The organism is Acrocarpospora pleiomorpha (assembly GCF_009687885.1).
In the GTDB taxonomy this organism is placed as follows: domain Bacteria; phylum Actinomycetota; class Actinomycetes; order Streptosporangiales; family Streptosporangiaceae; genus Acrocarpospora; species Acrocarpospora pleiomorpha.
In genome coordinates, this window is the sequence record NZ_BLAF01000043.1 from 1 (window position 1) to 23,669 (window position 23,669).

24 protein-coding genes and 1 tRNA gene are annotated in these 23,669 nt (G+C 67.7%); 13 read left to right on the top strand and 12 right to left on the bottom strand.

From position 1 onward, the window contains the following. Positions 1 to 128: 128 nt before the first annotated feature. Together Aple_RS32165 and Aple_RS32170 are read right to left on the bottom strand one after the other, a co-directional pair. Complete coding sequence (locus tag Aple_RS32165) at positions 129 to 665, bottom strand: type 1 periplasmic-binding domain-containing protein (protein ID WP_155348486.1); 537 nt, start codon at positions 663 to 665, stop codon at positions 129 to 131. 1,029 nt (positions 666 to 1,694) lie between these two features. After that, positions 1,695 to 1,777: transfer RNA gene (locus tag Aple_RS32170), tRNA-Leu, on the bottom strand. 108 nt (positions 1,778 to 1,885) lie between these two features. Between Aple_RS32170 and Aple_RS32175 the strand changes: the two genes are divergently transcribed. The 7 genes from Aple_RS32175 to pknB all read left to right on the top strand — a co-directional run bounded on the left by Aple_RS32175 (position 1,886) and on the right by pknB (position 10,464). Then, positions 1,886 to 2,626: an FHA domain-containing protein gene (locus Aple_RS32175; RefSeq protein ID WP_155348487.1), complete on the top strand. Its 741-nt coding sequence runs from the start codon at positions 1,886 to 1,888 to the stop codon at positions 2,624 to 2,626. 17 nt (positions 2,627 to 2,643) lie between these two features. Further along, complete coding sequence (locus Aple_RS32180) at positions 2,644 to 3,108, top strand: FHA domain-containing protein FhaB/FipA (RefSeq protein ID WP_155348488.1); 465 nt, start codon at positions 2,644 to 2,646, stop codon at positions 3,106 to 3,108. Then, the gene (locus Aple_RS32185; protein ID WP_155348489.1) at positions 3,105 to 4,370 is read left to right on the top strand and encodes a Stp1/IreP family PP2C-type Ser/Thr phosphatase; all 1,266 of its coding nucleotides are present in this window, start codon (positions 3,105 to 3,107) and stop codon (positions 4,368 to 4,370) included. Before Aple_RS32180 ends, Aple_RS32185 begins: the two co-directional genes overlap by 4 nt. A 35-nt stretch (positions 4,371 to 4,405) precedes the next feature. Then, complete coding sequence (locus Aple_RS32190) at positions 4,406 to 5,755, top strand: FtsW/RodA/SpoVE family cell cycle protein (RefSeq protein WP_155348576.1); 1,350 nt, start codon at positions 4,406 to 4,408, stop codon at positions 5,753 to 5,755. Then, the gene (locus tag Aple_RS32195; protein WP_155348490.1) at positions 5,752 to 7,212 is read left to right on the top strand and encodes a peptidoglycan D,D-transpeptidase FtsI family protein; all 1,461 of its coding nucleotides are present in this window, start codon (positions 5,752 to 5,754) and stop codon (positions 7,210 to 7,212) included. Before Aple_RS32190 ends, Aple_RS32195 begins: the two co-directional genes overlap by 4 nt. Next, positions 7,209 to 8,564, top strand: a complete 1,356-nt coding sequence (locus Aple_RS32200) for a serine/threonine-protein kinase (RefSeq protein ID WP_155348491.1) — start codon at positions 7,209 to 7,211, stop codon at positions 8,562 to 8,564. Before Aple_RS32195 ends, Aple_RS32200 begins: the two co-directional genes overlap by 4 nt. Before the next feature lie 64 nt (positions 8,565 to 8,628). Continuing rightward, positions 8,629 to 10,464: a Stk1 family PASTA domain-containing Ser/Thr kinase gene (gene pknB / locus Aple_RS32205; protein ID WP_155348492.1), complete on the top strand. Its 1,836-nt coding sequence runs from the start codon at positions 8,629 to 8,631 to the stop codon at positions 10,462 to 10,464. A 121-nt stretch (positions 10,465 to 10,585) separates the two neighbouring features. Here the strand turns inward: pknB and Aple_RS32210 are convergent, their stop codons facing one another. Genes Aple_RS32210 through Aple_RS32215 form a run of 3 tightly spaced genes read right to left on the bottom strand, consistent with a single transcriptional unit; the run spans position 10,586 to position 11,966 of the window. Further along, positions 10,586 to 11,161, bottom strand: a complete 576-nt coding sequence (locus Aple_RS32210) for an anthranilate synthase component II (protein ID WP_155348493.1) — start codon at positions 11,159 to 11,161, stop codon at positions 10,586 to 10,588. A 13-nt stretch (positions 11,162 to 11,174) separates the two neighbouring features. Further along, entirely contained in the window at positions 11,175 to 11,330 is a 156-nt protein-coding gene (locus Aple_RS52335) for a hypothetical protein (protein WP_170321755.1), read from the bottom strand. 12 nt (positions 11,331 to 11,342) lie between these two features. Next, positions 11,343 to 11,966: a class E sortase gene (locus Aple_RS32215; protein ID WP_155348494.1), complete on the bottom strand. Its 624-nt coding sequence runs from the start codon at positions 11,964 to 11,966 to the stop codon at positions 11,343 to 11,345. Positions 11,967 to 12,217: 251 nt separating this feature from the next. Between Aple_RS32215 and Aple_RS32220 the strand changes: the two genes are divergently transcribed. Beyond that, the gene (locus Aple_RS32220) at positions 12,218 to 12,466 is read left to right on the top strand and encodes a cell division protein CrgA (RefSeq protein ID WP_155348495.1); all 249 of its coding nucleotides are present in this window, start codon (positions 12,218 to 12,220) and stop codon (positions 12,464 to 12,466) included. A gap of 70 nt (positions 12,467 to 12,536) precedes the next feature. On the opposite strand, the gene Aple_RS32225 is transcribed toward Aple_RS32220, so the two are convergent. Together Aple_RS32225 and Aple_RS32230 are read right to left on the bottom strand one after the other, a co-directional pair. Beyond that, entirely contained in the window at positions 12,537 to 13,418 is an 882-nt protein-coding gene (locus tag Aple_RS32225) for a rhomboid family intramembrane serine protease (RefSeq protein ID WP_155348496.1), read from the bottom strand. A gap of 92 nt (positions 13,419 to 13,510) precedes the next feature. Further along, positions 13,511 to 14,041: a peptidylprolyl isomerase gene (locus tag Aple_RS32230; protein ID WP_155348577.1), complete on the bottom strand. Its 531-nt coding sequence runs from the start codon at positions 14,039 to 14,041 to the stop codon at positions 13,511 to 13,513. A gap of 218 nt (positions 14,042 to 14,259) precedes the next feature. Here Aple_RS32230 and Aple_RS32235 point away from each other — a divergent pair, with 218 nt between their 5' ends. Next, positions 14,260 to 14,691, top strand: coding sequence for a hypothetical protein (locus Aple_RS32235; protein ID WP_155348497.1), 432 nt, complete (start codon positions 14,260 to 14,262; stop codon positions 14,689 to 14,691). Positions 14,692 to 14,860: 169 nt separating this feature from the next. Here Aple_RS32235 and Aple_RS55745 read toward each other — a convergent pair whose 3' ends face one another. Continuing rightward, a complete protein-coding gene (locus Aple_RS55745; RefSeq protein WP_155348498.1) occupies positions 14,861 to 15,331 on the bottom strand; it encodes a hypothetical protein in 471 nt (156 codons plus the stop codon). A gap of 116 nt (positions 15,332 to 15,447) precedes the next feature. Here Aple_RS55745 and Aple_RS32245 point away from each other — a divergent pair, with 116 nt between their 5' ends. The 4 genes from Aple_RS32245 (at position 15,448) to Aple_RS32260 (ending at position 20,337) form a co-directional block, all read left to right on the top strand. Beyond that, a complete protein-coding gene (locus Aple_RS32245; protein ID WP_155348499.1) occupies positions 15,448 to 16,122 on the top strand; it encodes a response regulator transcription factor in 675 nt (224 codons plus the stop codon). A 137-nt stretch (positions 16,123 to 16,259) separates the two neighbouring features. Next, the gene (locus Aple_RS32250; RefSeq protein ID WP_170321757.1) at positions 16,260 to 17,690 is read left to right on the top strand and encodes a sensor histidine kinase; all 1,431 of its coding nucleotides are present in this window, start codon (positions 16,260 to 16,262) and stop codon (positions 17,688 to 17,690) included. A gap of 70 nt (positions 17,691 to 17,760) precedes the next feature. Further along, positions 17,761 to 18,186, top strand: a complete 426-nt coding sequence (locus tag Aple_RS32255; RefSeq protein WP_155348501.1) for a Rieske (2Fe-2S) protein — start codon at positions 17,761 to 17,763, stop codon at positions 18,184 to 18,186. A gap of 453 nt (positions 18,187 to 18,639) precedes the next feature. Further along, complete coding sequence (locus tag Aple_RS32260) at positions 18,640 to 20,337, top strand: T6SS phospholipase effector Tle1-like catalytic domain-containing protein (RefSeq protein ID WP_155348502.1); 1,698 nt, start codon at positions 18,640 to 18,642, stop codon at positions 20,335 to 20,337. On the opposite strand, the gene Aple_RS32265 is transcribed toward Aple_RS32260, so the two are convergent. From Aple_RS32265 to Aple_RS32280, 4 genes are read right to left on the bottom strand one after another with little or no spacing between them, the layout of a single operon-like run. After that, positions 20,297 to 21,349, bottom strand: a complete 1,053-nt coding sequence (locus Aple_RS32265) for a branched-chain amino acid ABC transporter permease (protein WP_218038591.1) — start codon at positions 21,347 to 21,349, stop codon at positions 20,297 to 20,299. The two genes, Aple_RS32260 and Aple_RS32265, sit on opposite strands and share 41 nt — an antisense overlap. Then, on the bottom strand, positions 21,346 to 22,233 hold the full coding sequence (locus Aple_RS32270) for a branched-chain amino acid ABC transporter permease (protein WP_155348503.1): 888 nt from the start codon (positions 22,231 to 22,233) through the stop codon (positions 21,346 to 21,348). Before Aple_RS32270 ends, Aple_RS32265 begins: the two co-directional genes overlap by 4 nt. Further along, positions 22,230 to 22,925, bottom strand: a complete 696-nt coding sequence (locus Aple_RS32275; protein WP_155348504.1) for an ABC transporter ATP-binding protein — start codon at positions 22,923 to 22,925, stop codon at positions 22,230 to 22,232. The genes Aple_RS32270 and Aple_RS32275 overlap by 4 nt, the downstream gene beginning before the upstream one ends. Then, entirely contained in the window at positions 22,922 to 23,668 is a 747-nt protein-coding gene (locus Aple_RS32280) for an ABC transporter ATP-binding protein (RefSeq protein WP_246264933.1), read from the bottom strand. The genes Aple_RS32275 and Aple_RS32280 overlap by 4 nt, the downstream gene beginning before the upstream one ends. Position 23,669 lies beyond the last annotated feature (1 nt).

A 23,669-nucleotide genomic window follows, 5' to 3' on the forward strand; every position in this document is an offset into this window, starting at 1 on the left:
CCACCCGCCCTTTGGACCGCTCGCGCTCGGCCCCATCGGCCTCCGGCCTCGCGAACAGCCTCCGGCCCGGAAGCCGGGCCTTAGCCAGGCCCGGCTCCAACACCCTCCCCTGAAACGCTGAGCAGATGTCACGGGTCGTCGCGCCCTCGCGCAGGAACCCACCGTCCACGGCGATGTCGGAAACGCCGAGATCCCCGATCAACTCGAGGTGACCAGCTCTCCGGCCGCTCACACACGCGTTGACCCCAGGTCCTCGCGCAAGCTCCTGGTGGTTTGTCCTGCCGGCCGCTCGCGCACGCGTTGACCCCAGGCCCGTGGATCGCCGCGATCCGCCCCCGCCCGACGCGGTGCAGGTGGCTGACGGCGGCGGTATAGGCCCCCGCGCCGTTCTCCGCCTCCACGGCGGGCACCGAGGCGGCGGTCGCGCTGAGCGACACCACCTGCGGGCAGCGGCGCTGAAACCGCACCGCGAGCTCCGGCGTGACGCCGACCAGGACCGCGCCGACCGTCACCTGCTCCGCGACCGCGTCGACGAACTCCGCCGCGCCCGCCATGCGGCCCGCGTGGATCCGCAGATGCACGCCACTGCCGTCGAGCGCCGCCACCCGCTCCTGCGAAAGCAGGCTACGCAGCCGTCTACCCCAGGTGTCGCCTCTGCTCAGCATGCAGCCGGGGCACAGTCATGTCTGGCGGGTTCTCCGATCTCCCTGGCACCCCAGCGGCCTCCGCTGCACCGCCGACTCCTCCCAGCCCGACCAATCCGGGTTCAAACGCGCGACGAAGTCCAGATAGAGGGACAGTCCATCCCGCCGCTCAAGACCCAAGGCAAAGAAGTGCTCGCAAGCGTCTGGCTAGTCGTTTGAAAGCGAGATCAACAAAATCACCAGAGTCTTCACCGACAACACCCAGAAGGCCCAGAGGGCTTCAAACCAGCCCACCCACCCACTACCTTGATCGGTACTCCCACTAAAGGAGGGCTCCCGTGCCCCCACCCCGGCCCCCCACCACACCAGCAACACTCCCGGGGTTCCGCACGACCACCGACCTCAGCATCGGCATCGGCATCGGCATCGGCATCGGAGCCACGATCACCAAACCCAGCCCCACAACAACGGCAACCAACCCCGAACCCAAAACCGGGGCAACCAACGCCGCTGGCGAAGTCACGGCAGCCGACCCTGAGAACGCCCAGCAGAATGAGCATGTTGCCGGGTCACTCGCCGTTCCCCCGCACCGCTCACGCAGGTGGGGGTTCTCACCACACCGGCACCAACAACCTCAAGCACAACCCGCCACATGCTTCAAGAACGAAGCCAGGGCAACCACCCCAGAAAACGAAACCACGGCAACCAACCCCGAACCCAAAACCAGGGCAGCCACCTGCAACAGCAAACCTGCGGCAACGAACCCCAAGAACAAAACCGCAGCAACCAACCCTGGACCCAAAACCGGGGCAACTACCCGCAAATACAAAGCCGCAGCAACCAACCCCGAAATCGGAACCGGCGCAACCAACCCTGGGCACGAAACCGGGACAATCAACCGTAAAAACGAAACCAGGGCAACCAACCCTGGGGGCGTGGGGGGCTTCGCCCCCCACAGCGGGGGGTTCGGGGGGTCGTCCCCCCGTGTAACGACGAGACGACCAAGGGGAGGAAGCCAAAGACTTCCGACCAGCCAACCCCTGCGTCGAGTGGGCAAGGGGGGAGTTGAACCCCCACGTCCTTTCGGACACACGGACCTGAACCGTGCGCGTCTGCCATTCCGCCACTTGCCCGTTGCGGATGCCCCCGTCTCCAGGTGCTGTGAAAGGTTAGCACGGAACCGCCAGTGCTACTGAACCCGGATACGATCCCTGTAGACGATGGAGGAAGGGAGGTAACCGGTGGGAGTCCTTCAGCGCTTCGAGCGGAGGCTCGAAGGCTTGGTTGAAGGCGCCTTTGCACGCGCGTTCAAGTCCGACCTTCAACCGGTCGAGGTCGCCAGTGCCGTTCAGCGAGAGATGGACGAGCGGGCCGCGATCGTCGCTCAGGGCCGCACGCTCGTGCCGAACGACTTCGTGGTGGAACTGTCCACGACCGACAGCGAACGGCTGGAGGTGTATGCGGACAGCATCAGTCACGAGCTGGCCAACCTCGCCAGGGAGTATGCCAAGGAGCAGGGGTATTCGTTCGTGGGCCCGGTCCGGGTGCGGTTCGAGACGGCCGACGACCTCGCGGTCGGGCTGTTCCGGATCCGTTCGGGTGTGATCCGGGGCGCGACGGTGGAGCAGGACGAGATCCGCCAGCCGGTGAGCGATGTGCCCGCCGGTCGGTCGAGCGCGTTCGGCGGCCATCCCCGGCTGCTGGTTTCCACCCAGGACGACCCGCAGGGCCAGCGGTCCTACGAGTTGACGACGCCGGTCACACTGCTCGGTCGTGGTACCGATTGTGATCTACGGCTGGTGGATCCGGGCGTATCGCGGCATCATGCCGAGCTACGGGTCGAAGGTCAGCTGGTCGTCCTGGTTGATCTTGGCTCCACGAACGGCACTTTCGTCAACGGGCAACCGGTCCGCAGGGTCGAGATGCAAGACGGGACGAGGGTGACACTAGGTCGCACGACTCTAGTGTTCAGGCGCGATTAGAGGTAGACAAACGGTCCATGTCCGAGCTCACGCTGCTGCTGATCCGGCTCGCCTTCCTGGCGGTGCTGTGGTTCTTTGTCATTGCCGCGGTCGGTGTGATCCGGACAGACTTGTTCGGTCCACGCACGGCTCCGGCTACGGCACGGAAGCCACCCAAACCGGCTAAACCGGTGTCGAAGCCCAAGAGGGGGGAACCTCGTCAAATGGTCGTCGTCGGCGGCCCCCTGCAAGGGACCATCATCAACCTCACGGAGACGCCCATCACCATCGGCCGGGCGACTGACGCCACGCTCGTCCTCAGCGACGACTACGCTTCGAGCCGGCACGCCCGGCTCTTCCCCCAGGACGGCCAGTGGATCGTGGAAGACCTCGGTTCGACCAACGGCACGTACCTCGACCGTTCCAAAGTGACCCGCCCGATGCCGGTGCCCCTCGGAACTCCGATTCGCATCGGCAAGACCGTCATCGAATTGCGCAAATGACAATCGCACTCCGCTACGCCGCCCGCTCGGACGTCGGCCTCCTCCGCGAAGGGAACGAGGACTCGGCGTACGCTAGCGGCCGCCTGCTTGCCGTCGCCGACGGCATGGGCGGGCATGCTCACGGTGAGGTGGCCAGCTCGGTCGCCATCGCCGCATTGTCGTCCTTGGACAAGGACGCCTACGGGAGTGATCTGCTCGGCACAATCGAGGCAGCGGTCCGTGACGCCAACCATCAGCTGCATTCGATGGTCGCCCGCGATCCGAGCCTCAAGGGCATGGGTACCACGCTCACCGCGATGTTGTGGAACGGCACCAGGTTCGCGCTCGTCCATGTGGGCGACTCGCGGGCCTATCTGTTGCGCAGCGGCGAGCTCTACCAGATCACCCACGACCATACGCTCGTGCAGTCGCTGGTGGATGACGGCCGGATCACCCAGGAAGAGGCCGCCAACCACCCGCAACGCTCGATCCTGCTGCGCGCCCTCGACGGCAGCGGTGAGGTCGACCCCGACCTGCAGGACCGGGAAGCCCAGCTGGGCGACCGTTACCTGCTGTGCTCGGACGGCCTGTCCACCGTCGTGAGCGCCGAGACCCTGCACCACACGCTGTCGACGATCGACGATCCCGACGATGTGGTGCGCCAGCTCATCGACCTCGCGAACCGGGGCGGCGGGCCGGACAACATCACCTGCGTGGTGGCCGACGTCATGGAGATCGATGACGTGCAGCCGCACAACCACGCCGCGGCGGTGGTGGGCGCCGCCGGCTCTGGCCGGGTGCGCTCCGCGCCGCCGGACACCCCGGCCGGCCGCGCCGCGACCGTGACCGCGCCGCAACCGGTGATCATCGACCTGGACGGCGAACCGGCGCCGGAGGCCCTGGCCTCCGGCCGCCGGGCCCGGAAACGACGATCGTGGCCGGTTCTGGTCAGTCTGCTGGTTGTTTTCGCCGCCGCGCTCGGGCTCGGCGGCTATTACGGTTATCAGTGGACTCAACAGCAGTTCTACGTCGGCGCGGAAGGCGACAAGCTGGTCGTCTTCCAGGGTGTCAACGCCGACTTGGGCATCGTGTCGCTCAAGCACATCGTGCACGACCCCAAACTGTCGGTCTCCGCGCTGCCTCCGGTGGAGCAGGCCCGGGTCCGCGGCACCATCCCTGTCGACAGCCTGGAAGCCGGAAAGGAACGGATCTTGACGCTGCAGGGCACCGTCAAGACCCCGGAACCGTCCGCGTCGCCCTCCCCGACGGAGTCGGGTAAGTGACCGCGGCGCCGGCGGTCGAGGTCGCGCCCGTCCCCATGACCGCGAAGCGGCGGGGGGCGCAGCTCGCGATGCTCGCCTTCGCCATCGCCGTCGTGATGGTCGCGTATGCGAGCGTCGGTCTCGGCTTGGACGGGAAGATCCCCGCCGGCATGCTGACCTACGGCCTCGGGCTCGGTGGCTTGATGGTCGCCGCCTACCTGGTGCTGGCCAGGTTCGCCCCGTGGGCCGACCCCCTGCTGCTCCCGCTGGTGACGCTGGTCAACGGGATCGGCCTGGTGGTCATCTACCGGATCGAGCAGGCCGGCCAGCCCGGTGCCTCGGCCACCAACCAGCTCTTCTGGACGGCGCTCGGCGTGGTCATGTTCTCCGCGACTCTGATCGTGTTGAAGGACCACCGCGCCTTGCAGCGCCTCACGTACACGATGGGCTTTGTCGGCTTGGGGCTGCTGGTGCTCCCGCTGGTGCCGTTCATCGGCAAGGAGATCAACGGCGCCCGGATCTGGATCGGCGTCGGCGGTTTCACCATCCAGCCCGCCGAGTTCGCCAAGCTCGCGCTGGTGGTGTTCTTCGCCGGTTACCTGGTCGCCAAGCGGGACGTGCTGGCGCTGGCCGGGCGGCGGCTGCTCTTCATCGATCTGCCCCGGGCCCGTGACCTCGGCCCGGTCCTGATCACCTGGGGCTTCAGCCTGGCCGTGCTGATCCTGCAGAAGGACCTGGGCAGCTCGCTGCTGCTGTTCGGCACGTTCATCGTGATGCTCTACATCGCGACCCAGCGCACCTCATGGGTGCTCATCGGCGTGCTGCTCTTCCTCGGCGGCGCGATCCTGGCCGGGCAGGTCTTCGACCACGTGGCGGCCCGGTTCGAGGTGTTCCTCCAACCCGAGTCGGCGGAGCTTTACGACCGCGAACTCGGCGGCAGCTACCAGCTCATGCAGGGCCTGTTCGGCCTCGGCTCCGGCGGCATCCTCGGCACCGGCCTCGGTGAAGGCCACCCCGATCTGATCCCGCTGTCGTTCTCGGACTTCATCTTCGCCGCGGCCGGCGAGGAGCTCGGCCTGACCGGCCTGATGGCGCTGCTGATGGTGTACGCGCTGATCGTCGAGCGGGGCCTGCGCACCGCGATCGCGGCCAGGGACCCGTTCTCCAAGCTGCTGGCGGGCGGCCTGTCCTTCATTCTGGCCTGGCAGGTGTTCATCATCGTCGGCGGTGTCACCAACCTGATCCCGCTGACCGGCCTGGTGACTCCGTTCATGTCGGCGGGCGGCTCCGCGCTCCTGGCTAACTGGATCCTTATCGCCCTGCTGGTACGCATGTCAGACGCGGCCCGCAGACCGCCGCCCCAGGCCATCCAGGACGAGGGACTGACACAGGTGTTCCAGCGATGAACGGTACTCTGAAGCGCGCCGCCCTGGCCTGCCTGCTCATGTTCGGCCTGCTGATGCTCAACGTGAACTATCTGGGCGCGGTCAAGGCGGAGGACTACCGCACCGACGCGCGCAACCAGCGCGCCTTCTACGCCCGCTACAGCGTCGACCGGGGTTGGATCACCGCCGACAACGGCAAGACGACGCTGGCCAAGACGGTGGAGACCGACAGCGACTACCGCTTCGAGCGGCAGTACCCGAACGGCAAGATGTATGCCCACATTCTTGGCTTCTTCGCGCCGGAGAGCTCCCGCGGGATCGAGTTGGCGGCCGGCAAGTACCTCGACGGCAGCCACCCTGACCTGCTGGTCCGGCGCGCGATCGACTTCATCAGCAACGAGCCCCCGAAGGGCGCCAGCGTCGATCTGACGATCATCCCCAAGGCGCAGGAGGTCGCGTACAACGCGCTGCGGGCCAGTGGCAAGCGGGGCGCGATCGTGGCGATGAACCCCCGGACGGGCGCCGTCCAGGTGATGGTGTCGCTGCCGACCTACGACCCGAACACCATCGCGGTGCCGAACAAGTCGACGGCCGCCAAGGCGTACAACAAGCTGGACGCCGATGAGCAGGACCCGCTGCTGAACCGGGCCACCGAGAAGACCTACCCGCCGGGTTCGACGTTCAAGGTGGTGACCGCGGCCGAGTTCCTGGAGGACGACCCCAGCCGCACCCCGGAGACGCAGGTGGCCGCGCCGCAGGTGCTGGATCTGCCGCAGACCACGGTCGGCCTGCCCAACTACGGCGGCGCCGCCTGCGGCGGCGGCCAGGTCTCCCTGCGGTACGCGCTGGAGCGCTCGTGCAACACGCCGTTCGCCAAGTTCGGCATGGAGCTGGGCTGGGACAAGATGCGCGAGCAGGCCGCCAAGTTCGGCATGGGCGAGCCGATCCCGTTCACGCTGCCGGTGGCCAAGAGCGACATCGGCCCGGAGGAGGAGCTGGCGGCCCTCGCCCAGCTCTCCATCGGCCAGCGCAACAACCAGATGACGCCGCTGCAGATGCTGCTGGTCGCGGCCGGCATCGCCAACAACGGCGAGGTCATGAAGCCGTACCTGATCAACAAGATCGTCGGCCCGGACGGCGGGGTGCTGGACGAGACCGAGCCTGACCCGATGTCGGAGGCGGTCAGCTCCGAGGTGGCCGGCAAGCTGAAGGACATGATGGTCTCGGTCGTGCAGGCCGGCACCGCGACCGCCGCGCAGATCCCGGGCGTGAGCGTGGCCGGGAAGACCGGCACCGCCGAGCACGGGAACAGTCCCTCGCCGCACGCCTGGTTTATCGGCTTCGCCCCGGCCGACAACCCCGAGGTCGCGGTCTGCGTCTTCATCGAGTCCGGCAGCGCCGGCACCGACGCCACCGGCGGCCACACGGCCGCGCCGCTGGCCAAGGACGTGATGCAGGCGGTGCTGTCGGCGAAATGAGCCATCCTCTGCTCGGTAATCGTTACCGGCTCACCGCCCGTATCGCCGCCGGGGGGATGGGCGAGGTGTGGCGCGGCACCGACGAGCTGCTGCACCGCGAGGTGGCGGTGAAGCTGCTGCGGGCGCACGTGGCCGCCGACCCCGCGTTCCGGGAACGGTTCCGCAGCGAGGCCCGGTTCACCGCGGGCCTGACGGACGCCGCCATTGCCCAGGTCTTCGACTACGGCGAGGAGGACGACACCGCCTACCTGGTGATGGAGCTGGTGCACGGCGAGCCGCTGTCGGCGATCCTGGCCAGGAACGGGCGGCTGAGCGCGGAGGTCACGCTGGACGTGATCGCGCAGTCCGCGCGGGGCCTGAACGTGGCGCACCGGGCGGGCATCATCCACCGGGACATCAAGCCGGGCAACCTGCTGATCACCGACTCCGGCATGGTGAAGATCACCGATTTCGGCATCGCCCGGGCGCTGGAGGCGGCGCCGGTGACCCAGACCGGGACCGTGCTGGGCACCGCGCAGTACGTGAGCCCCGAGCAGGCCTCCGGCACCACGCTCACCCCGGCCACCGACATCTACTCGCTGGGCGTGGTGGCCTACGAGTGCCTGGCCGGCCGGCCGCCGTTCACGGCCGAGACGCAGGTGGCCATCGCGCTGCACCATCTCAACGATCCGCCGCCGCCGCTGCCGGACAGCGTGCCGCCGCCGCTGCGCGGCCTGGTGGCAGCGATGCTCGCGAAGGATCCGGCCATGCGGCCGGCCAGCGCCCGGGAGCTCGGCGACCGGGCGCTCGTGCTGCGCGACTCCCTCGCCGGGGGTGGCAGCCAGGCCCTGAGCACGCTCACCGATCCGTCCGGTTTCCCGGTGACCGGCGGCCTGACCCGGGTCGGCTCGCCGCCGTCCGGCGGCCCCGGCACCCGTACGGCTCCCGCGCTGCCGCCCACGCCGCCGCCCCCGCGCCGGAGGTCGCCACTCCTGGCGTTCACCCTCGCGGGTGTTGCCTTGGCCCTCGGTCTGGGCACTGTTGCCATCATGGAATTGCGGGACCCGGGCAGACCGGCGAATGAGGGCAAACCTACGCAGGTCATCCCTGTTTCACAGGTACCCACGCCCAAGAAATCACCGTCACCGAAGGCGTCCAAGCCCACGCCAACGGTGCCGTCGGCCCGTCCGACACCGCCCCCGTCGGCTACCGTTAGCACGACGGCGACTCCTACGCCAAGTCCGTCGCCGTCTCCGTCCCCGACTCCCACCCCGACCCCGACGCCGAGCGAGACTCTGACGCCAAGTGAGACTCCACCAACCCCCTCAATTACCCCAAGCGCCTCGACCCTCTCCAATGAGGAGACGCCATGACGTACGGGGTCGATGATGGACACCGGCGGCACCCCAAGATGAACGGCAAGGGACAGTGCAGGAAATGACTCAGCCACGACTACTCGGCGGTCGATACGAACTCGACGGCGTCGTCGGGCGTGGCGGCATGGCCGAGGTGTATCGCGCCCGGGACATCCGGCTGGACCGCATCGTCGCGATCAAAACGCTCCGCTCGGATCTGGCCAGGGATCACACCTTTCAAGCGCGGTTCCGGCGTGAGGCACAGTCGGCCGCGTCCCTGAACCATCCGGCGGTCGTCGCGGTGTATGACACCGGCGAGGACATGACGGACGGGACGCCAGTGCCGTACATCGTGATGGAGTATGTCGACGGGCGGACGCTGCGCGACCTGCTGCGCGCCGACCGGCGGCTGATGCCGGAGCGGGCGGCGGAGCTGGTGGACGGCATCCTGCGGGCGCTGGACTACAGCCACCGCGGCGGGATCGTGCACCGGGACATCAAACCGGCCAACATCATGGTGACCCGCAACGGCGAGGTCAAGGTGATGGACTTCGGCATCGCCCGGGCCATGGCCGACTCGGCCGCCACGATGACCCAGACCGCGCAGGTGATCGGCACCGCGCAGTACCTGTCGCCGGAGCAGGCGCGCGGCGAGCGGGTGGACGCGCGCAGCGACATCTACTCGACCGGGTGCGTGCTCTACGAGCTGCTGACCGGCCAGCCTCCGTTCACGGGGGACTCGCCGGTGGCGATCGCCTACCAGCACGTGCGGGAGGATCCGATCCCGCCGTCCCGGATCGATCCGGACATTCCCCGCTGGTGCGACGCGATCGTGCTGAAGGCGATGGCCAAGGATCCGGTGCAGCGCTACCAGAGCGCGGCCGAGATGCGCGCCGACCTGCAGCGCGCGGTCCAGGGCATGCCGATGGACCCGCAGACGATGGCGCTGGCCAACAACTACGGGCAGTATGCGGGGGCCGACCGCACCCGGTCGATGACCGCCGCGGGCGGCCCGCCCACCCAGAGCACCCGCAACATCCAGCCGTATGAGTACGGTCCGGAGGACCGCGGCGGCAGCCGCAGCGACCGGCACCGGGACCGGGGCGGCAACACCGCGCTCAAGACGGCCGCCTGGATCCTCATCCCGCTGCTGATCATCGGCGCGTTCATCGGCGTGGGATACATGTTCCTGAGCTCGCCCAACCAGCCGACGACGAGCGACCAGGTCGAGATCCCGATCGTGGAGGACCAGACCGAGGCGGAGGCCACGAAGCTGCTCACCGAGGCGGGCTTCAACGTCACCCCGGAGCAGGTGTTCAGCTCCGACGTCAAGAAGGGCCGCGCGATCACCACCGATCCTGCCCCCGGCACCAAGCTGGCGAAGGGTGAGGCGGTCGTCCTCAAGGTCTCCAAGGGCATCGAGACGGTCCTGGTGCCCGATGTGACCGGCAAGACCAAGGAGGAGGCCACGGCCATGCTCCAGGACGCGGGCTTCTCGGTGACGTTCGGCTACAAGAACTCCTCCGCCGAGCAGGGCAAGGTCATCGAGACCAAGCCGGCGGCGGGCGCCGAGGCGCCGAAGGAGAGCAAGGTCCGGATCATCCTGCCGACCGAGCTGGTGGAGCTCCCGAGCGTGATCGGCATCACCATCGAGGATGCCAGGACCACGCTGGAGCAGGCGGGCTTCAAGGTGAAGGAAGTGGAGCAGGCGAGCGACTCGGTGGTCGCGGGTCAGGTCATCGACCAGTCCCCGGCGGCCGGGAGCAAGCACCCGCCGGGCCGGACGATCACGCTGATCGTGTCGAGCGGCCCGTCCAACGACTTCCCGACCGACCCGCCGACCGAGGATCCGAACGACTTCCCGACCGACACCCCGACGGACGGTGAAGTGGACATCGGCGTCGATCCGAACCAGTGATCGTCCAGGGCCTTCCCCTCCGGGGGGAGGCCCTGTTTTTTGGGCGTGAAAAGAGGGCTTCCGCCACTCGGGGGCGATGGCGGAAACCCTCACTCAGATGTCGTCTGGCGGTCGGCTGGTGTTACACGATTTGAGCGAGCCAGTTTCCGAATAGTCGATGGCCGTGTTCGGACAGGACCGACTCGGGGTGGAACTGCACGCCTTCGATGGGGGCGGTGCGGTGGCGCAGGCCCATGATGACGCCGTCCGGCGTGGTCGCGGTCACGTCGAGGTCGATGGGGACGGTGCCGGGTTCGACGGCAAGCGAGTGGTAGCGGGTCATCGTGACCGGGGTGGGCACGCCGCGGAAGACCCCGCGCCCGTCGTGCTGGATCCTGCTCGTACGCCCATGCATGAGCTCCGGCGCCCGACCGACCTTCGCGCCGTACGCGATGGCGATGGCCTGGTGGCCGAGGCAGACGCCGAGCAGCGGGAGGTGGCGGGCGGCGCAGTGGTGGACCAGCGGCACGCTGACTCCGGCGGCTTCGGGGGTGCCGGGTCCCGGCGAGACGAGCACGCCGTCGAAGCCGTCGGCGTCGGCGTCGGCGGTGGAGACGACGTCGCGGGGCCGGACGTCGCAGTGGGCGCCCAGTTCGCGCAGGTACTGCACGATCGTGTGCACGAAACTGTCGTGGTTGTCCACGACGAGGACGCGCATGGCGACTTGCTCCTTACCCGACGGTGACCCGGTCCAGCGGAATGTGGTGTTCCGCCCAAGGGAACACGACATACCAGAGTAGGGCGGCGATGACAGTGAGCAGCACCAGGGTGGCGCAGAGCCGGAGCGTGGTGCCGCCGGGAAGCTTTCGCCAGATAAATCCGTACATGTCTGCTTTCGGTTAGGTACGGCGTTCGTGGGTGGCGTCGAGGACGCCGTACACGATCAGGCGTTGCCGGGCCGAGTATTCGGGATGGCAGGTGGAGAGGGTGAGCAGGGCCTGTTTGGGACGTTTGCCGGGGTGTTCCGGGACGGGCTCGATCACGTCGACCTGGGTGGGGTAGACGATCTTCTTGCTGGTGACCCGATAGGTGTAACGGGCCTCGCGGGCGTCGATGATCACCTCGTCGCCGGGCCGGAGCTCGCCGATGCGGTTGAACGGGGCCGCGTACGTGGTGCGGTGGCCCGAAACTACGAAATTTCCTACTTCGCCGGGGAGGGCGGTGCCGGGGTAGTGCCCGGGGCCCTGGCGCAGGTGTTCGGCGTCGATGCCCTCGACGATGGCGTACTTGTAGTCCACCCCCAGCCGGGGAATGCGGATCATCGCCAGCGCACGGCCCAGCTCGATGCTGTCGAGCTTGCCGTCCCCCGTGATCGTGGTCTCCGACGTGAGCTCGCGCTGGAGCAGCTCCTGGTGCTGCTCGGTGTAGGCCGTGGTCCCCCACAGCAGATACGCGCAGAACATCAGCAGGACCAGGCCGAGGGTGATGCTTACTTCACCGAACGTCCGGAGCACCGCGCGCACCGCACACCCCCTCATGTGACGATGCCCCACGCTATGACCGGGGGCGCCGCGGAGCCCGCCCGCCGGGCCCGCGTTTGGCGCATTGTTTGCATTTCATCGCCAGGGACCTGATCGCCGCGATCAGGATCGAACCTGCTCGGAATGGCCCTGACGACGGGCGGCGACTATTCTTACTCCGGACTTCGCTCGCCAGCGACTACGCTTACTGACAAACCCGCAAGACAGCGCGGGTGACCACCAGGAGACTTCCCGTGCCCAAGTCCAACGTACGCAAGAAGGCCGTCTACACGCCGCCGCAGAAGACCTCAACGGTCAAGGTCAGCCCGCGCTGGCTGGCGCCCGTGATGGTGGCGTCGTGGATCCTCGGCATCGGCTGGATCGCCGCATACTACATCGTCAGCAACACCGGACCGGTCTTCGGACCGCTCGGCAACTGGAACCTGCTCATCGGGTTCGCCCTGATCATCTTCGGTGTGGTGCTCTCCACGAAGTGGCGCTAAGCCGCTCCCGGCGTTCCGGGCTGGAACTTTCCACAGACTTATCCACAGCCTGGGGAAACAGCCCGGAACCCTAGCCGATCCTGCGTTCGATCTCCGCTATCAGCGCGTACGGATCGCCGAGCACCACGGCCGCCACCAGGATGGCCAGGATGACCAGCGCGCCGGCCAGCTGGATCGTGTTCCTGTTCTTCTCCGGTGCGTACGCGAAGACGGCCGACACCAGGACGCCGATGACCAGGCCGCCGAGGTGGCCCTGCCAGCTGATCCCCGGAATCAGGAACGTGAGCACCACGTTGATGCCGATCAGCCAGACCACGCCCCTGGCGTCGTAGCCGAGCCGCCGCGAGACCACGAACAGCGCCCCGAACAGGCCGTAGATCGCGCCGGACGCGCCGACCGACGGGTAGATGCTGAACAGGAAGACAGCCACCGAGCCGCCCAGCGCGGACAGCAGGTAGAGCGCCGCGAACCGGACATGGCCGAGCCGCCGCTCCAGCTCGGGGCCGATCGCCCACAGCGCCCACATGTTGAAGAGGATGTGGGTGATCGCGAACGTGCCGGTCGGGCGCAGGTGCAGGAACGCGCCGGTGAGCAGCCGCCACCACTCGCCCTGCTCGATCGCCCCCGGCGCGGTGTTGAACTCGCTGACGAAATCGCCGCCCAGCACGATCTCCCCGAAGTAGGCGACCACGTTGATGGCCAGCAGCGTCCAGGTCACCCGGGGCACGCTCACCGCGGCGCCGCCGAACACCGCCTTCGCCTGGCGGACGTCCTTGTTCCCGTCCCGCACGCACTCCACGCACTGGAAGCCGACGGCGGCATCACGCATGCAGTCGGGGCAGATCGGGCGGTCACAGCGCTGGCAGCGGACGTAGGTCTCTCGTTCGGGGTGCCGGTAGCAGGTGGGGACCGGCACCGCACCCGGTTGCATCGAGGGTGGCTGGGTGGTCATGGGGTCCTTCCAAAGGGGTCTATCCACAGACTGCCACACGAAGACGCCGCCCCGGCCGCGAGATCAGCGGCCGGGGCGGCGTTATGCGTGGGTCAGGAACGCTCGATGGTGACCGATTCGATCACGACGTCCTTGAGCGGCCGGTCCCGGCTGTCGGTCTCGGTGCGGGCGATCTCGTCCACCACGTCGGTGCCCTCGATCACCTCGCCGAAGATGGTGTGACCCTGGTTCAGGTGCGGCGTGAGGCCGACCGTGATGAAGAACTGCGAGCCGTTGGTGCCCCGGCCGAGGCGCTTGCCCGCGTTGGCCATGGCCAGCAGGTACTTGCGGTTGAAGATGTTCTCGGTGTGGATCTCGTCGTCGAAGTCGTAGCCCGGGCCCCCGATGCCCAGGCCCAGGGGGTCGCCGCCCTGGATCATGAATCCGCCGATGACCCGGTGGAAGATCGTTCCATCGTAGAGGCGGTCGGTGGTCTTGGCGCCGGTCTCCGGGTGGGTCCACTCCCGGGTGCCCTCGGCGAGCTCGACGAAGTTACGCACCGTCTTGGGCGCGTGGTTCGGGAAGAGTTTGACGCGAATCGTGCCATGGTTGGTGCGCAGATTCGCGATGAGGTTCTCAGCCATGAGAATGCCGCCCCCTTGGTCGGTGATTGTTCCGGTCTCGGTGTTCATTGTCCGATGACAGGGTATCGAGGCTCCCGGCGGAGCCCGGCCAGGATTGAGGGCTAGTCAGGCGGGAAGGGGACGCAACGGGGCCCCAACCACAGGGGAGGTTTGCCGTGTCCCTAAATCTCAGAAGACGCCGCGTCGAAATGGTGATACCAACGACGTGGTCGGGCCGCATGAAGGCCCAGGCCGTGCGGGCTGCCGACAGGGTCGGCCCGATGGCCAGCAGCGCCCGCGAGGGCGCGTACCACCGATTGGAAGATGCCCGTTTCTGGGCAGCACCCAAGCTAGACCATGCGGCCCACTCGGTCGAGGATCAACTCGCGCCACGCCTGAGCATGTTGCTCGCGCAGGCGGCGCGTCGGGTGGAACCGACACCGATGAAGGTGAAGTCACGCTCCTGGCCGACAATGATCCTTTTCGCAGGGCTTGCGGTGGGAGCAGCCGGGTTCGTGATGTATCGCAGGAATGCCCAGCATTGGGCGGAAGTGATGAAGAGCAGCGCGGACGAGGCGAAGAGCAAGGTCGGCGAGACAGCTGAATCCATGGGTTCCATGGGCGAAAAGCCGAGCAAGCGGACTGACGAGGTCCCCGGCAAGAAGCCGTAGACCTCTATCTCCAGGTACGGCCGGTTAGCGAAACCGGCCGTACCTTGATGTGGTACGAGCGCTTGCCGGATGGGCGGTCGCCATGGCCAAGCCCTTTTGGCGCCGGAGCGGTGGGAAGCGGCTCAGACGTAAACGGCGCCGGATAACGGCGAGAAACCCGGCTGGCTGGCTACTTTGTGGAGGGCTGGGCTGGTTCCGCGCAGGTGGTGGCGTGGGTTATCGCGCCGGGGGGTGGCGGGGGGAGTTCGGTCGAGCCGGCTTCGAGGGTTCGGGTGGCCTTGCCGCTCACGTGTACGGCGCCGGCCTCGGTGGTCACGGTGAATTGGGGGGATCCGTCCGGTGCGTCTGGGGCGCCGGAGGGGACGGCCAAGTCCACTGAGCCGGGGAGGGTACTCGGTGCGGCATCGCCGGGCAGGGCGGGGATCGCCTTGGTGGCGGGGACGGCTTCGACTTCTTCGCCGTTGACGAAGACCCTTCCGTCCTTGAGCTGCATGACGACGATCTTGCCTTCGCCGCAGGCCGCGATGGAGATCGAGTCGGGGGTGGGTTCGGTGGGTTCGCTGGCGTTGGCGGCACCGGTGAGGGTGGTGGCGAGGGCGATCGCCAGGGCGCTCACGATGAGCACGCGTTTCGGGCGCATGCGGACTCCTTCTGATTGGGTGGGTCCACATTCGCGGGTCGTACCTGAAATGGAGCTTAAGGCGCCTGAAGTGATCTTCAGCCTGACTTTAGGTGGGGTCGGGCACGCTGAAGCGCATGCGCGTGCTGTTGGTGGAAGATGAGCGGCGGTTGGCCGACCTGATGAAGACCGGGCTGGCTGAGGAGGGGTTCGCTGTTGATATCGCCAACGATGGGATAGAAGGTCTCTGGCTGGCCGGTGAGAATCCCTATGACGCGATCGTGCTGGATGTGATGTTGCCGCGTCTCAACGGGTATGCCGTGTGCCGGCGGCTCCGCGATGCGGAGAACTGGACGCCCATCATGATGCTCACCGCCAAAGACGGCGAATACGACGAAGCCGAGGCCCTCGACACCGGGGCTGACGACTTTCTCTCCAAGCCCTTTTCGTACGTCGTGCTCCTGGCGCGGCTGCGTGCCCTGATCCGCCGGGGTGGCCGGGAACGTCCGGCTGCGCTCACTGTCGGGGATCTGGTTGTGGATCCCGCGAGCCTCACGTGCCGCCGGGGGGACACCACGATTCCGCTCACTCCCAAGGAGTTCGCCGTGTTGCACGCACTCGCGCGCCGACCAGGGGAAGTCGTCTCAAAAGCGGAGCTCCTCGCTCAGGCCTGGGATTTCGCCTATGACGGTGACCCCAGCATCATCGAGGTGTATGTCAGTGCGCTTCGCCGCAAAATCGACGCACCCTTCGGGCGTACCACCCTGACGACGGTGCGAGGCGCCGGCTACCGGCTGGAGGCCGGCCGATGAAGAGGCCGGTGAAGTGGCCAGTCCCACGATGGCCGGTGACCGGGCTGATCCCACGGCGATCGGCGAAAGAGCTGGTCAGTGGGTGGTCGGTGAAAGGGCTGGTTGGGGGGTGGTCGTTGCGGGTTCGGGCGACTGTGGTGGCGACCTTGGTGGTCGCGGTGGCACTGGCGGGGGCGGCGTCCGTGCTGAATGGGGTGTTGCGGGGGAGTTTGGAGCGAAGCGCGACTGACCAGGCGGAGATGCGGGCGACGAGTGCGGCGGGGCGTCTGTCGGTGGCCGCGGCTCCGGCGTTGCCCCTCTACGGCGTAACGGAACCTTTCACCACGATCACCACCCCCGGGGAGGGATCTCTCAGTGCGGTGCTCGATCCGGACGTGCAGGTTCTGCGGGCGGGGACGACTGGCAAGGCGTGGGCCGAAGAGGGCTACGTCGTCGTCGCGGAGACGGTGGCCACCAAGTCCGGGACGCTGGTGATCCACGGGAGAGCCTCGCTGGAGCCCGCCGAACGCGCCCTCACCGCCCTTCGAACACTGCTGATCTTCGGAATTCCGGCCCTGCTGATCCTGGTAGCCGTGCTGACCTGGCTCTTCATGAGCAAAGCTCTGGTTCCCGTATCTGGAATTACCGCCAAACTCGCCGATATAACGGCACGCGACCTGCACCAACGGGTTCCGGTGCCCAGCGGCCGCGACGAGATCAACGCCCTAGCTTGTACGGTCAACGCCACGCTTGACCGTCTCGAAACCGCGGTCGGACACCACAAACGATTCGTCGCCGACGCCGCGCACGAGCTACGAAGCCCGATAGCCACCCTGCGCACCCGCCTTGAGCTGGGCGAACGCGCCGCACCCGAACTGGCCCGCGAATCCCTGACCGATGTGGCCCGACTCCAGACCCTGGCCACTGACCTGTTGCTATTGTCCCGCCTGGACGCCGGCGAACCCTTGCGCACCCAAGAGGTCGACCTGGGCCAGCTGGCCACAGAAGAGACCCTCCGCCTCAAGTCGGCGCTCGCGACCAAGCCGACGGCCGCACCCGGCCAACCAGCCACAGAAGAGGCCCTCCACCTCAGGCTCGCGGCCGAGCCGATAGCCGCACCCGGCCAACCAGGCACGGAAGAGGCCCTCCACCACGGACCGTATCGCCGAGATCGGGGACGCGCAGAAGACACCGGCCAACCAGCCACGGGAGAGGCAACCCGCCCCCCGATCCCGATATTTCTGGACATAGCGCCCGATGTGCTCGTGAACGCCTCCCCCGCGCACCTCACCCGCGTGATCACCAACCTCCTCAGCAACGCCCTCCGTCACGCCGAATCGGCGATCACCGTACGCGTCACCCCCGACGCCACCCTCGACATCATCGACGACGGCCCGGGCATCCCCCCAGAACACCGCGAATCCATTTTCGATCGCTTCACCCGGCTCGACGAGGCCCGCGACCGCGACGCCGGTGGCGCCGGGCTCGGTCTGGCGATCGCCCGCGACATCGCCCATGCCCACGGCGGCACCCTCACCGTCGCCGACACCCCGGAGACCACTCTGCGCCTTCGCCTCAAACCACTATGAACCACATCATCCCGGCGTCCGTTCACCCGTACGGGGGCATCCGTGTTCGTGCGATCAGAAGGGCACTTCCATGGAGGAACCGGGAACTTCCCGCCGCAAGTTCATCTTCCGCAGCATCACCGGCGGTCTCACCGCCGCGCTCACTTCAGCCGTCGCGCTCGTCAGACCCGCGACCGCCGACACCGAAACCGAAGCCGCGCGGGGCGCCTTCCTGGCCAAGACCAAGAACATCCCGCTCCGCGGCGGAAAGATCATCAAAGTCAAGAAGACCAGATACGTGGTAACCCAGCCCAGCAAGGACGTCTTCCGCTGCTTCACCGCCAAGTGCACCCACCAGGGCTGCACCATCGCAAGCGTCAGCGGCCGCACCATCAACTGCCCCTGCCACGGCAGCAAGTTCGCCATCACCGACGGCCACGTCGTCCAAGGCCCCGCCACCAAGCCCCTCCCCAAGAAGCGAATCACCGTCAAGAAGGGCTCAATCCGCCTCGCATAACCACCCCGCGCGTCGTTGCCGGACGGATTCGGCGTGACGGATCCGTCCAATCCGCCTGCCTGGGCGGCCGCAGGCGGCCCAGGCCCCGGCCCGGGGCTCGCTCGTCGGCCTCCTGCGCATGCCTGAACAGCCAGCCGGCGGTCGACCAGCGAACGAGATGATCGCCCGGTTCGACCGGGCGGTGTCCGCCTGATGGGAAGCGGCCTGCAAGCCCCAAGGTGACGCTGCGGGCACCCGTGCACTCCGACATCGTCAATCGCGCGACGGTACAACGTGCACATGATGCGCCGGGACTGGCGCCGCGGGACCCCGGACCTGGGAACGTGCCCACAAGGAACCCTCGCCTCTAGGGAAGAACCCCAACCTTGAATTCGTGGTGAGTTTCCATGGAACCACGACCGGTAATCGTACGATCACGGCCTCGACGAGGCTCCGGCGGATCGCGGGGGAACCATGACCCATCTCATCGTGTGCTGTGACGGTACCTGGAATTCTCCGGAGATCGAGTCGGTCACCAATGTTTGCCGGCTGTACAACGCCCTCACCGAGACAGGCGTCGACGGAGGCCGCCAATCGGCCTACTACCAGCCCGGCGTGGGCGCTCTGCGCAACAGGCTGCTGGGCGGAGCTGTCGGGCTTGGCCTGTCCGACAACGTGATGGACGCCTACCTCTGGCTGACCATGCGATACACCCCAGGGGACCGCATCTCACTGTTCGGATTCAGCCGCGGCGCCTACACGGCCCGGAGCCTCGCCGGGATGATCTCGGCGTGCGGGCTGATCGACACCACCAAGATGGACCCGGCCAGGCTCTGGCCGCAGATCGAAGATCTGTACAACCGCGGGTACCGGCAGAGAAAACGCGACCCCCAGGGCCGGGAATGGCGGAACGGGCTCACCTTCCGCTGGGACCCGGACGACTGCCACCAGATCCCCATCCATTTCATCGGGGTGTGGGAAACCGTCGGCGCCCTCGGTATTCCGGCCTACATGGGCTGGCTCAGCCTGCTGGACCCGCTGCATCGGCACGACTTTCACGACGTGCGGCTCAACCCGTATATCAAGCACGGCCGCCACGCCGTGGCCATGGACGAGCGCCGCAGTCCCTATACGCCCGCGCTCTGGTCGGAGCCGTACGGGACGGAACAGGTCGTCAAGCAGGTGTGGTTCCCCGGCAGCCATATGGACGTCGGTGGCGGTCATCTTCAGCGAGGGCTGAGCGACAGCGCGCTGCGGTGGATGATCGACGAAGCGCGCGAGGCGGTCGGGATCGGTTTCTACAAGACGACCGTGGAAGACCAGATCACTCCCAATCCGCTCGACGTTCTGCACGACGACGACCATGGCGTGGTCGGCGTGCTTGAACCTCTGATCGACCCGCAGCTCGAGCCGGTGCTGGAGATCTTCCTGCAGCCACGGCCGCGTGCCGTGCCCAGAATCGACCCGGACGCGACAACCCCCCTGATCCACCAGTCGGTATACGACCGATACCAGAACCCGCCTATCACGAGCGGGCCCTACCGGCCTACCCAGGTGCTCGCTCCAGGGCAGAGCAGGACGGTCGAGGTGCTCGCCCACGAGCCGTGGAACGAGACGGGGCTCTACCTCGAAGCCGGCGACTATCGCTTCACGGCTGAGGGGCAGTGGCGCGACGCCGCCATCCTGTCCGGTCCCGCCGGCACCACAGGTCCGCGCCGCTTCAATCCGCTGGTGGAGCGGCTCCGGCTCGTGGGCACGCTGCTGGGTCAGGCCGAGAAGCTGTTCCGGCTGGTGACGCGGAACAAGATGGTCGACTTCATCGGCACGCGCCGGGAGGAGGACATGCCATGGATGTCGCTGGCCGGCGTCGTCGCCAACGATGCGATAGCGGTCGACGGTGAGTACAGGGCCCACGAGCGCATCGCCATCGGCGCCGGCGCCTCCTGCCGGGTGACCAGGAGCGGGTATCTGTACGCCTTCGCCAACGACGCCTGGGGTTTCTACGGGAACAACCGCGGCAGCGTGCACCTCACTGTGACCAGAATGCCGGTCGAGGAGCAGCTGGCCGTTCCCGCCCGCAACAGGCGAGAACGTGGTCAGAAGCAGGCCGTACCCGCCGGTAAAGAGAAGATCACCGGCGCCGCGCCTTCTGGAAATGGCCGGGCGAAGTGATATCCAGCCGTGGCCGCAGCGCGGAGAGTCCTCCTGGCGCGAAGTAGACCAGCAGGATGAACACGATTCCAAGCAGCAGCAAGGGTTGTGACAGCAGGCCGGCCAGCCATCCCGGCGTGCCAGGCGAGACCGAGACCGCACCGGAGACGGCGGTGAGGCGCTGGTCGAGGTAGGTGTAGACGACGGCGCCGAGCACGGGTCCCCAGCGGGTCCCCGGCCCGCCGATCACGACCATGACCAGCAGAGTAAGGGTGAACGCGGTCGAGGCGACGTGCGGCGACACCCCTCCTGTGGTCAGCACGTAGACGATGCCGCCGGCTGCGGCCAGCACACCGGACAGGGTGAACATGGAAAGCTTGACCACGTAGGAGTTCAGGCCGAGAACGGAGACCCGGCGGGCGTCGTCCCGGACGCCAGTGATGATCCGCCCGGCCGGTGAGGCCATGAGAAGCCAGACGACGGCCACGGCGGCGCACACGTAGGCCAACGCGAGCCAGTACAGGTTGGCGGTGTTGGTGACACCGGTCAGCCAGGCGGGAAGACCGGGACCGTTGAGGGCGAGGCCTTCGTCGCCGCCGGTGAGACCAGCGGGGTTGAGGCTGATGGTGAGGGTTCCGGCCTGGGCGAAGGCGAGGGTGACCATGGCGAAGCCGATGCCCTCGGTGTGCAGGGCGATCGCCCCGAGCACCACCGCGAGCAGCGTTCCCGCACAGAGCGCGGCTGCCGCGGCTTGCCACAGTGGCCATCCGGCGCGCACGAGTACGCAGGTGGGGTAGGCACCCGCGGCGAAGTACAGGGCATGACCGAACGACATCAAGCCGCTACGGCCGAATTGCAGGTCGTAGCTTTGCACCACCCCGGCGAAGATCAAGCACATGGCCAGCAGTTGCAGCGTTCCCGGCTGGGCGAACGGCCCGTCGAAAAGCACCGGGACATCGACCGCGGAGAACGGAAGGACCGCCAGGACGGCCGCTACGGCAGCAGGCCATGCGCGGTACGGCAGGGATTTCACGCGGTTTTCCCTCCGGCCAGACCCTGTGGACGGACCAGTACCACCGCGGCCAGCAAAGCGATGACGCACAAGTCGCCCACCCCGGCGGCGGCGTAGTAGTTGACGAACTGCTGCAGCAGGCCCACGACGGTTGCGGCGACGGCGGTCCCGGTGATGGATCCTTTGCCGCCGATGATGACGACGCCGATGGCGAAGATGAGCAGCGCCGCGCCTTGGGACGGGTCGATGGCCCCGAAGTAGATGCCGCCGAGCGCGCCGCCGAGCGCCGCGGCGGCGCCGCCGATGGCGAACACGACGGTGAACGCGGTCCGCACGTTGACACCGAGGGCGATCACCATTTCCCGGTCCTGCACCCCGGCACGCACGATCAGGCCGATGCGGGTGTGCCGCAGAAACAGCGTCAGCCCGATCAGGACAGCGGCGGCGGCGGTGATGAGGATGAGGCTGTGATTGGGAACGGCCATCCCGGCAATGGTGCTGACGGTGGCGGTCCAGGCCGGTTTGGGAAAGGTCAGCGGTTGGGTGCCCCACACGATTTGCAGCAGCGCGACACCGGCCAGCGACAGACCCACGGTGACGAGGATCTGCTCGAAGGTGCGCTGGTACAGCGGCCGGATCATGGTCACCTCGACCACGGTGGCCACCAGCGCCCCGGCGGCCGTGCCGGCGACGACGGCTATGGCGATGTCCCGGGTGGACGGGTGGCTGCCACCAAGGCTTGTCGCCGTCACCCAGGCGGTGTACGCACCCACGGATACCAGCAGGCCGTGGGCGAGGTTGAGGACATCGGCCAGTCCGAAGACGAGGGTCAGGCCGCTGGCGGCCAGAAAGTACAGGGCCGCCAGCCCCAGGCCGGTAACGGCGAGCAGCACGATGGTGGTCATGCCGCCACGCCCAGCAGGGTTCGGGTCAGGTGCGCATCGTGCAGGAGCGCACGCGTGTTCCCGGTCCAGGCCACCCGGCCGGCGTTGACGACCACCGCGCCGTGGGCCAGCTCGGACACCACCTGCAGGTTCTGTTCCACCAGCAGGACCGGAACGGTTCGCGCCACGGCCGCCAGCGCGGCGGTGACCGTGGTGACCACGGCGGGGGAGAGTCCTTTGGTCGGCTCGTCGATGACCAGCAGCCGGTTGTCGTTGAGCAGCGCGCGAGCCAGCGACAACATCTGCTGCTGTCCACCGGACAGAGTGCCGGCGCGCTGTTTGCCCCGGTGCGCTAGATCCGGGAACAGGGTGTGGACGCGGTCGTAGTCGGGCCGGTCCCGTTCGGCCAGGCGCAGGTTCTCGGCCACCGTCAGGCCGGGAAACACGCGCCGGTCTTCGGGCACGTAGCCGATGCCCATGCGCACCAGGGCATGTGTGGGCATGTTCGCCACCTCCTGGCCGGCGAAACAGACGCTTCCGGAGCTGCGGAGCTGGCCGAGAATCGCGCGCAAGGTGGTGGTCTTCCCGGCGCCGTTGCGGCCGAGGATGACGGTGGTGCCCTGGCCCGCGACGTCGAAACTGATGTCATGGAGCAACTGCAGGCTGCCTGCGCGCACCGACAGGTCACGCACCCGCAGCAGGGATCCGGTCATGTGGCAGCCCCGAGATACGCGCGCTGGACGGCCGGATCGGCCATCACCTCGGCGGTGCTGCCGTCGGCCAGCAGGGCCCCTTGGTGCATGACCGCGACCCGCGTGGACAGTCCAAGCAGGACGTCGAGGTCGTGTTCGACCATGAGAACGGCGCGCGCGCTGTCGCCGGCGGCCAGGCCGGCGATGACCTCGGTGAGGCTGTCGATGTCGGCGGTCGCGACGCCGGCCAGCGGTTCGTCCAGCAGCAGCACGGCGGGGGCCGCCGCCAGCAGCATCGCAATCTCCAGTTTGCGCTTGTCGCCGTGTGACAGCAGACCGGCCGGACGGGTCGCGAGCATCGACAACCCCACGTCGCTGAGCACGTGCAGGATCCGGTCGTCGCTGGTGCGGCGCAGGGACCTCAGGCCGCCGGCCGCGGCCTGCAACGCCAGCTGCACGTTGGCGTGCACGGTCATCGAGGCGAAGATGGCCGAGGCTTGGAAGGAGCGGCCCAGCCCCAGCCGGGCCCGGCGGTGTGGCGCGAGACCGGTGATGTCACGCCCCGCCAGCATGATCCTTCCGGCTACGGGTTTGCACAGGCCGGTGAGCAGATTGAACAGCGACGTCTTCCCGGCGCCGTTGGGGCCGATCACCCCGACGAACTCACCCGCCGCCACGTCCAGACTGACGTCGTCGACAATGGACATGCCGCCGACCGACCAGGACAGTCGGCGCATGCTCAGAAGCGGTGCGGTGCCGGTCACG

What these genes read in the sequence shown, in the direction of transcription:
- Aple_RS32165 (WP_155348486.1), bottom strand. Translation starts at nt 665, where the DNA reads ATGCTGAGCAGAGGCGACACCTGGGGTAGACGGCTGCGTAGCCTGCTT.
- Aple_RS32180 (WP_155348488.1), top strand. Translation starts at nt 2,644, where the DNA reads ATGTCCGAGCTCACGCTGCTGCTGATCCGGCTCGCCTTCCTGGCGGTG.
- Aple_RS32185 (WP_155348489.1), top strand. Translation starts at nt 3,105, where the DNA reads ATGACAATCGCACTCCGCTACGCCGCCCGCTCGGACGTCGGCCTCCTC.
- Aple_RS32190 (WP_155348576.1), top strand. Translation starts at nt 4,406, where the DNA reads ATGACCGCGAAGCGGCGGGGGGCGCAGCTCGCGATGCTCGCCTTCGCC.
- Aple_RS32195 (WP_155348490.1), top strand. Translation starts at nt 5,752, where the DNA reads ATGAACGGTACTCTGAAGCGCGCCGCCCTGGCCTGCCTGCTCATGTTC.
- Aple_RS32200 (WP_155348491.1), top strand. Translation starts at nt 7,209, where the DNA reads ATGAGCCATCCTCTGCTCGGTAATCGTTACCGGCTCACCGCCCGTATC.
- pknB (WP_155348492.1), top strand. Translation starts at nt 8,629, where the DNA reads ATGACTCAGCCACGACTACTCGGCGGTCGATACGAACTCGACGGCGTC.
- Aple_RS32210 (WP_155348493.1), bottom strand. Translation starts at nt 11,161, where the DNA reads ATGCGCGTCCTCGTCGTGGACAACCACGACAGTTTCGTGCACACGATC.
- Aple_RS52335 (WP_170321755.1), bottom strand. Translation starts at nt 11,330, where the DNA reads ATGTACGGATTTATCTGGCGAAAGCTTCCCGGCGGCACCACGCTCCGG.
- Aple_RS32225 (WP_155348496.1), bottom strand. Translation starts at nt 13,418, where the DNA reads ATGACCACCCAGCCACCCTCGATGCAACCGGGTGCGGTGCCGGTCCCC.
- Aple_RS32230 (WP_155348577.1), bottom strand. Translation starts at nt 14,041, where the DNA reads ATGGCTGAGAACCTCATCGCGAATCTGCGCACCAACCATGGCACGATT.
- Aple_RS32235 (WP_155348497.1), top strand. Translation starts at nt 14,260, where the DNA reads ATGAAGGCCCAGGCCGTGCGGGCTGCCGACAGGGTCGGCCCGATGGCC.
- Aple_RS55745 (WP_155348498.1), bottom strand. Translation starts at nt 15,331, where the DNA reads ATGCGCCCGAAACGCGTGCTCATCGTGAGCGCCCTGGCGATCGCCCTC.
- Aple_RS32245 (WP_155348499.1), top strand. Translation starts at nt 15,448, where the DNA reads ATGCGCGTGCTGTTGGTGGAAGATGAGCGGCGGTTGGCCGACCTGATG.
- Aple_RS32255 (WP_155348501.1), top strand. Translation starts at nt 17,761, where the DNA reads ATGGAGGAACCGGGAACTTCCCGCCGCAAGTTCATCTTCCGCAGCATC.
- Aple_RS32260 (WP_155348502.1), top strand. Translation starts at nt 18,640, where the DNA reads ATGACCCATCTCATCGTGTGCTGTGACGGTACCTGGAATTCTCCGGAG.
- Aple_RS32270 (WP_155348503.1), bottom strand. Translation starts at nt 22,233, where the DNA reads ATGACCACCATCGTGCTGCTCGCCGTTACCGGCCTGGGGCTGGCGGCC.
- Aple_RS32275 (WP_155348504.1), bottom strand. Translation starts at nt 22,925, where the DNA reads ATGACCGGATCCCTGCTGCGGGTGCGTGACCTGTCGGTGCGCGCAGGC.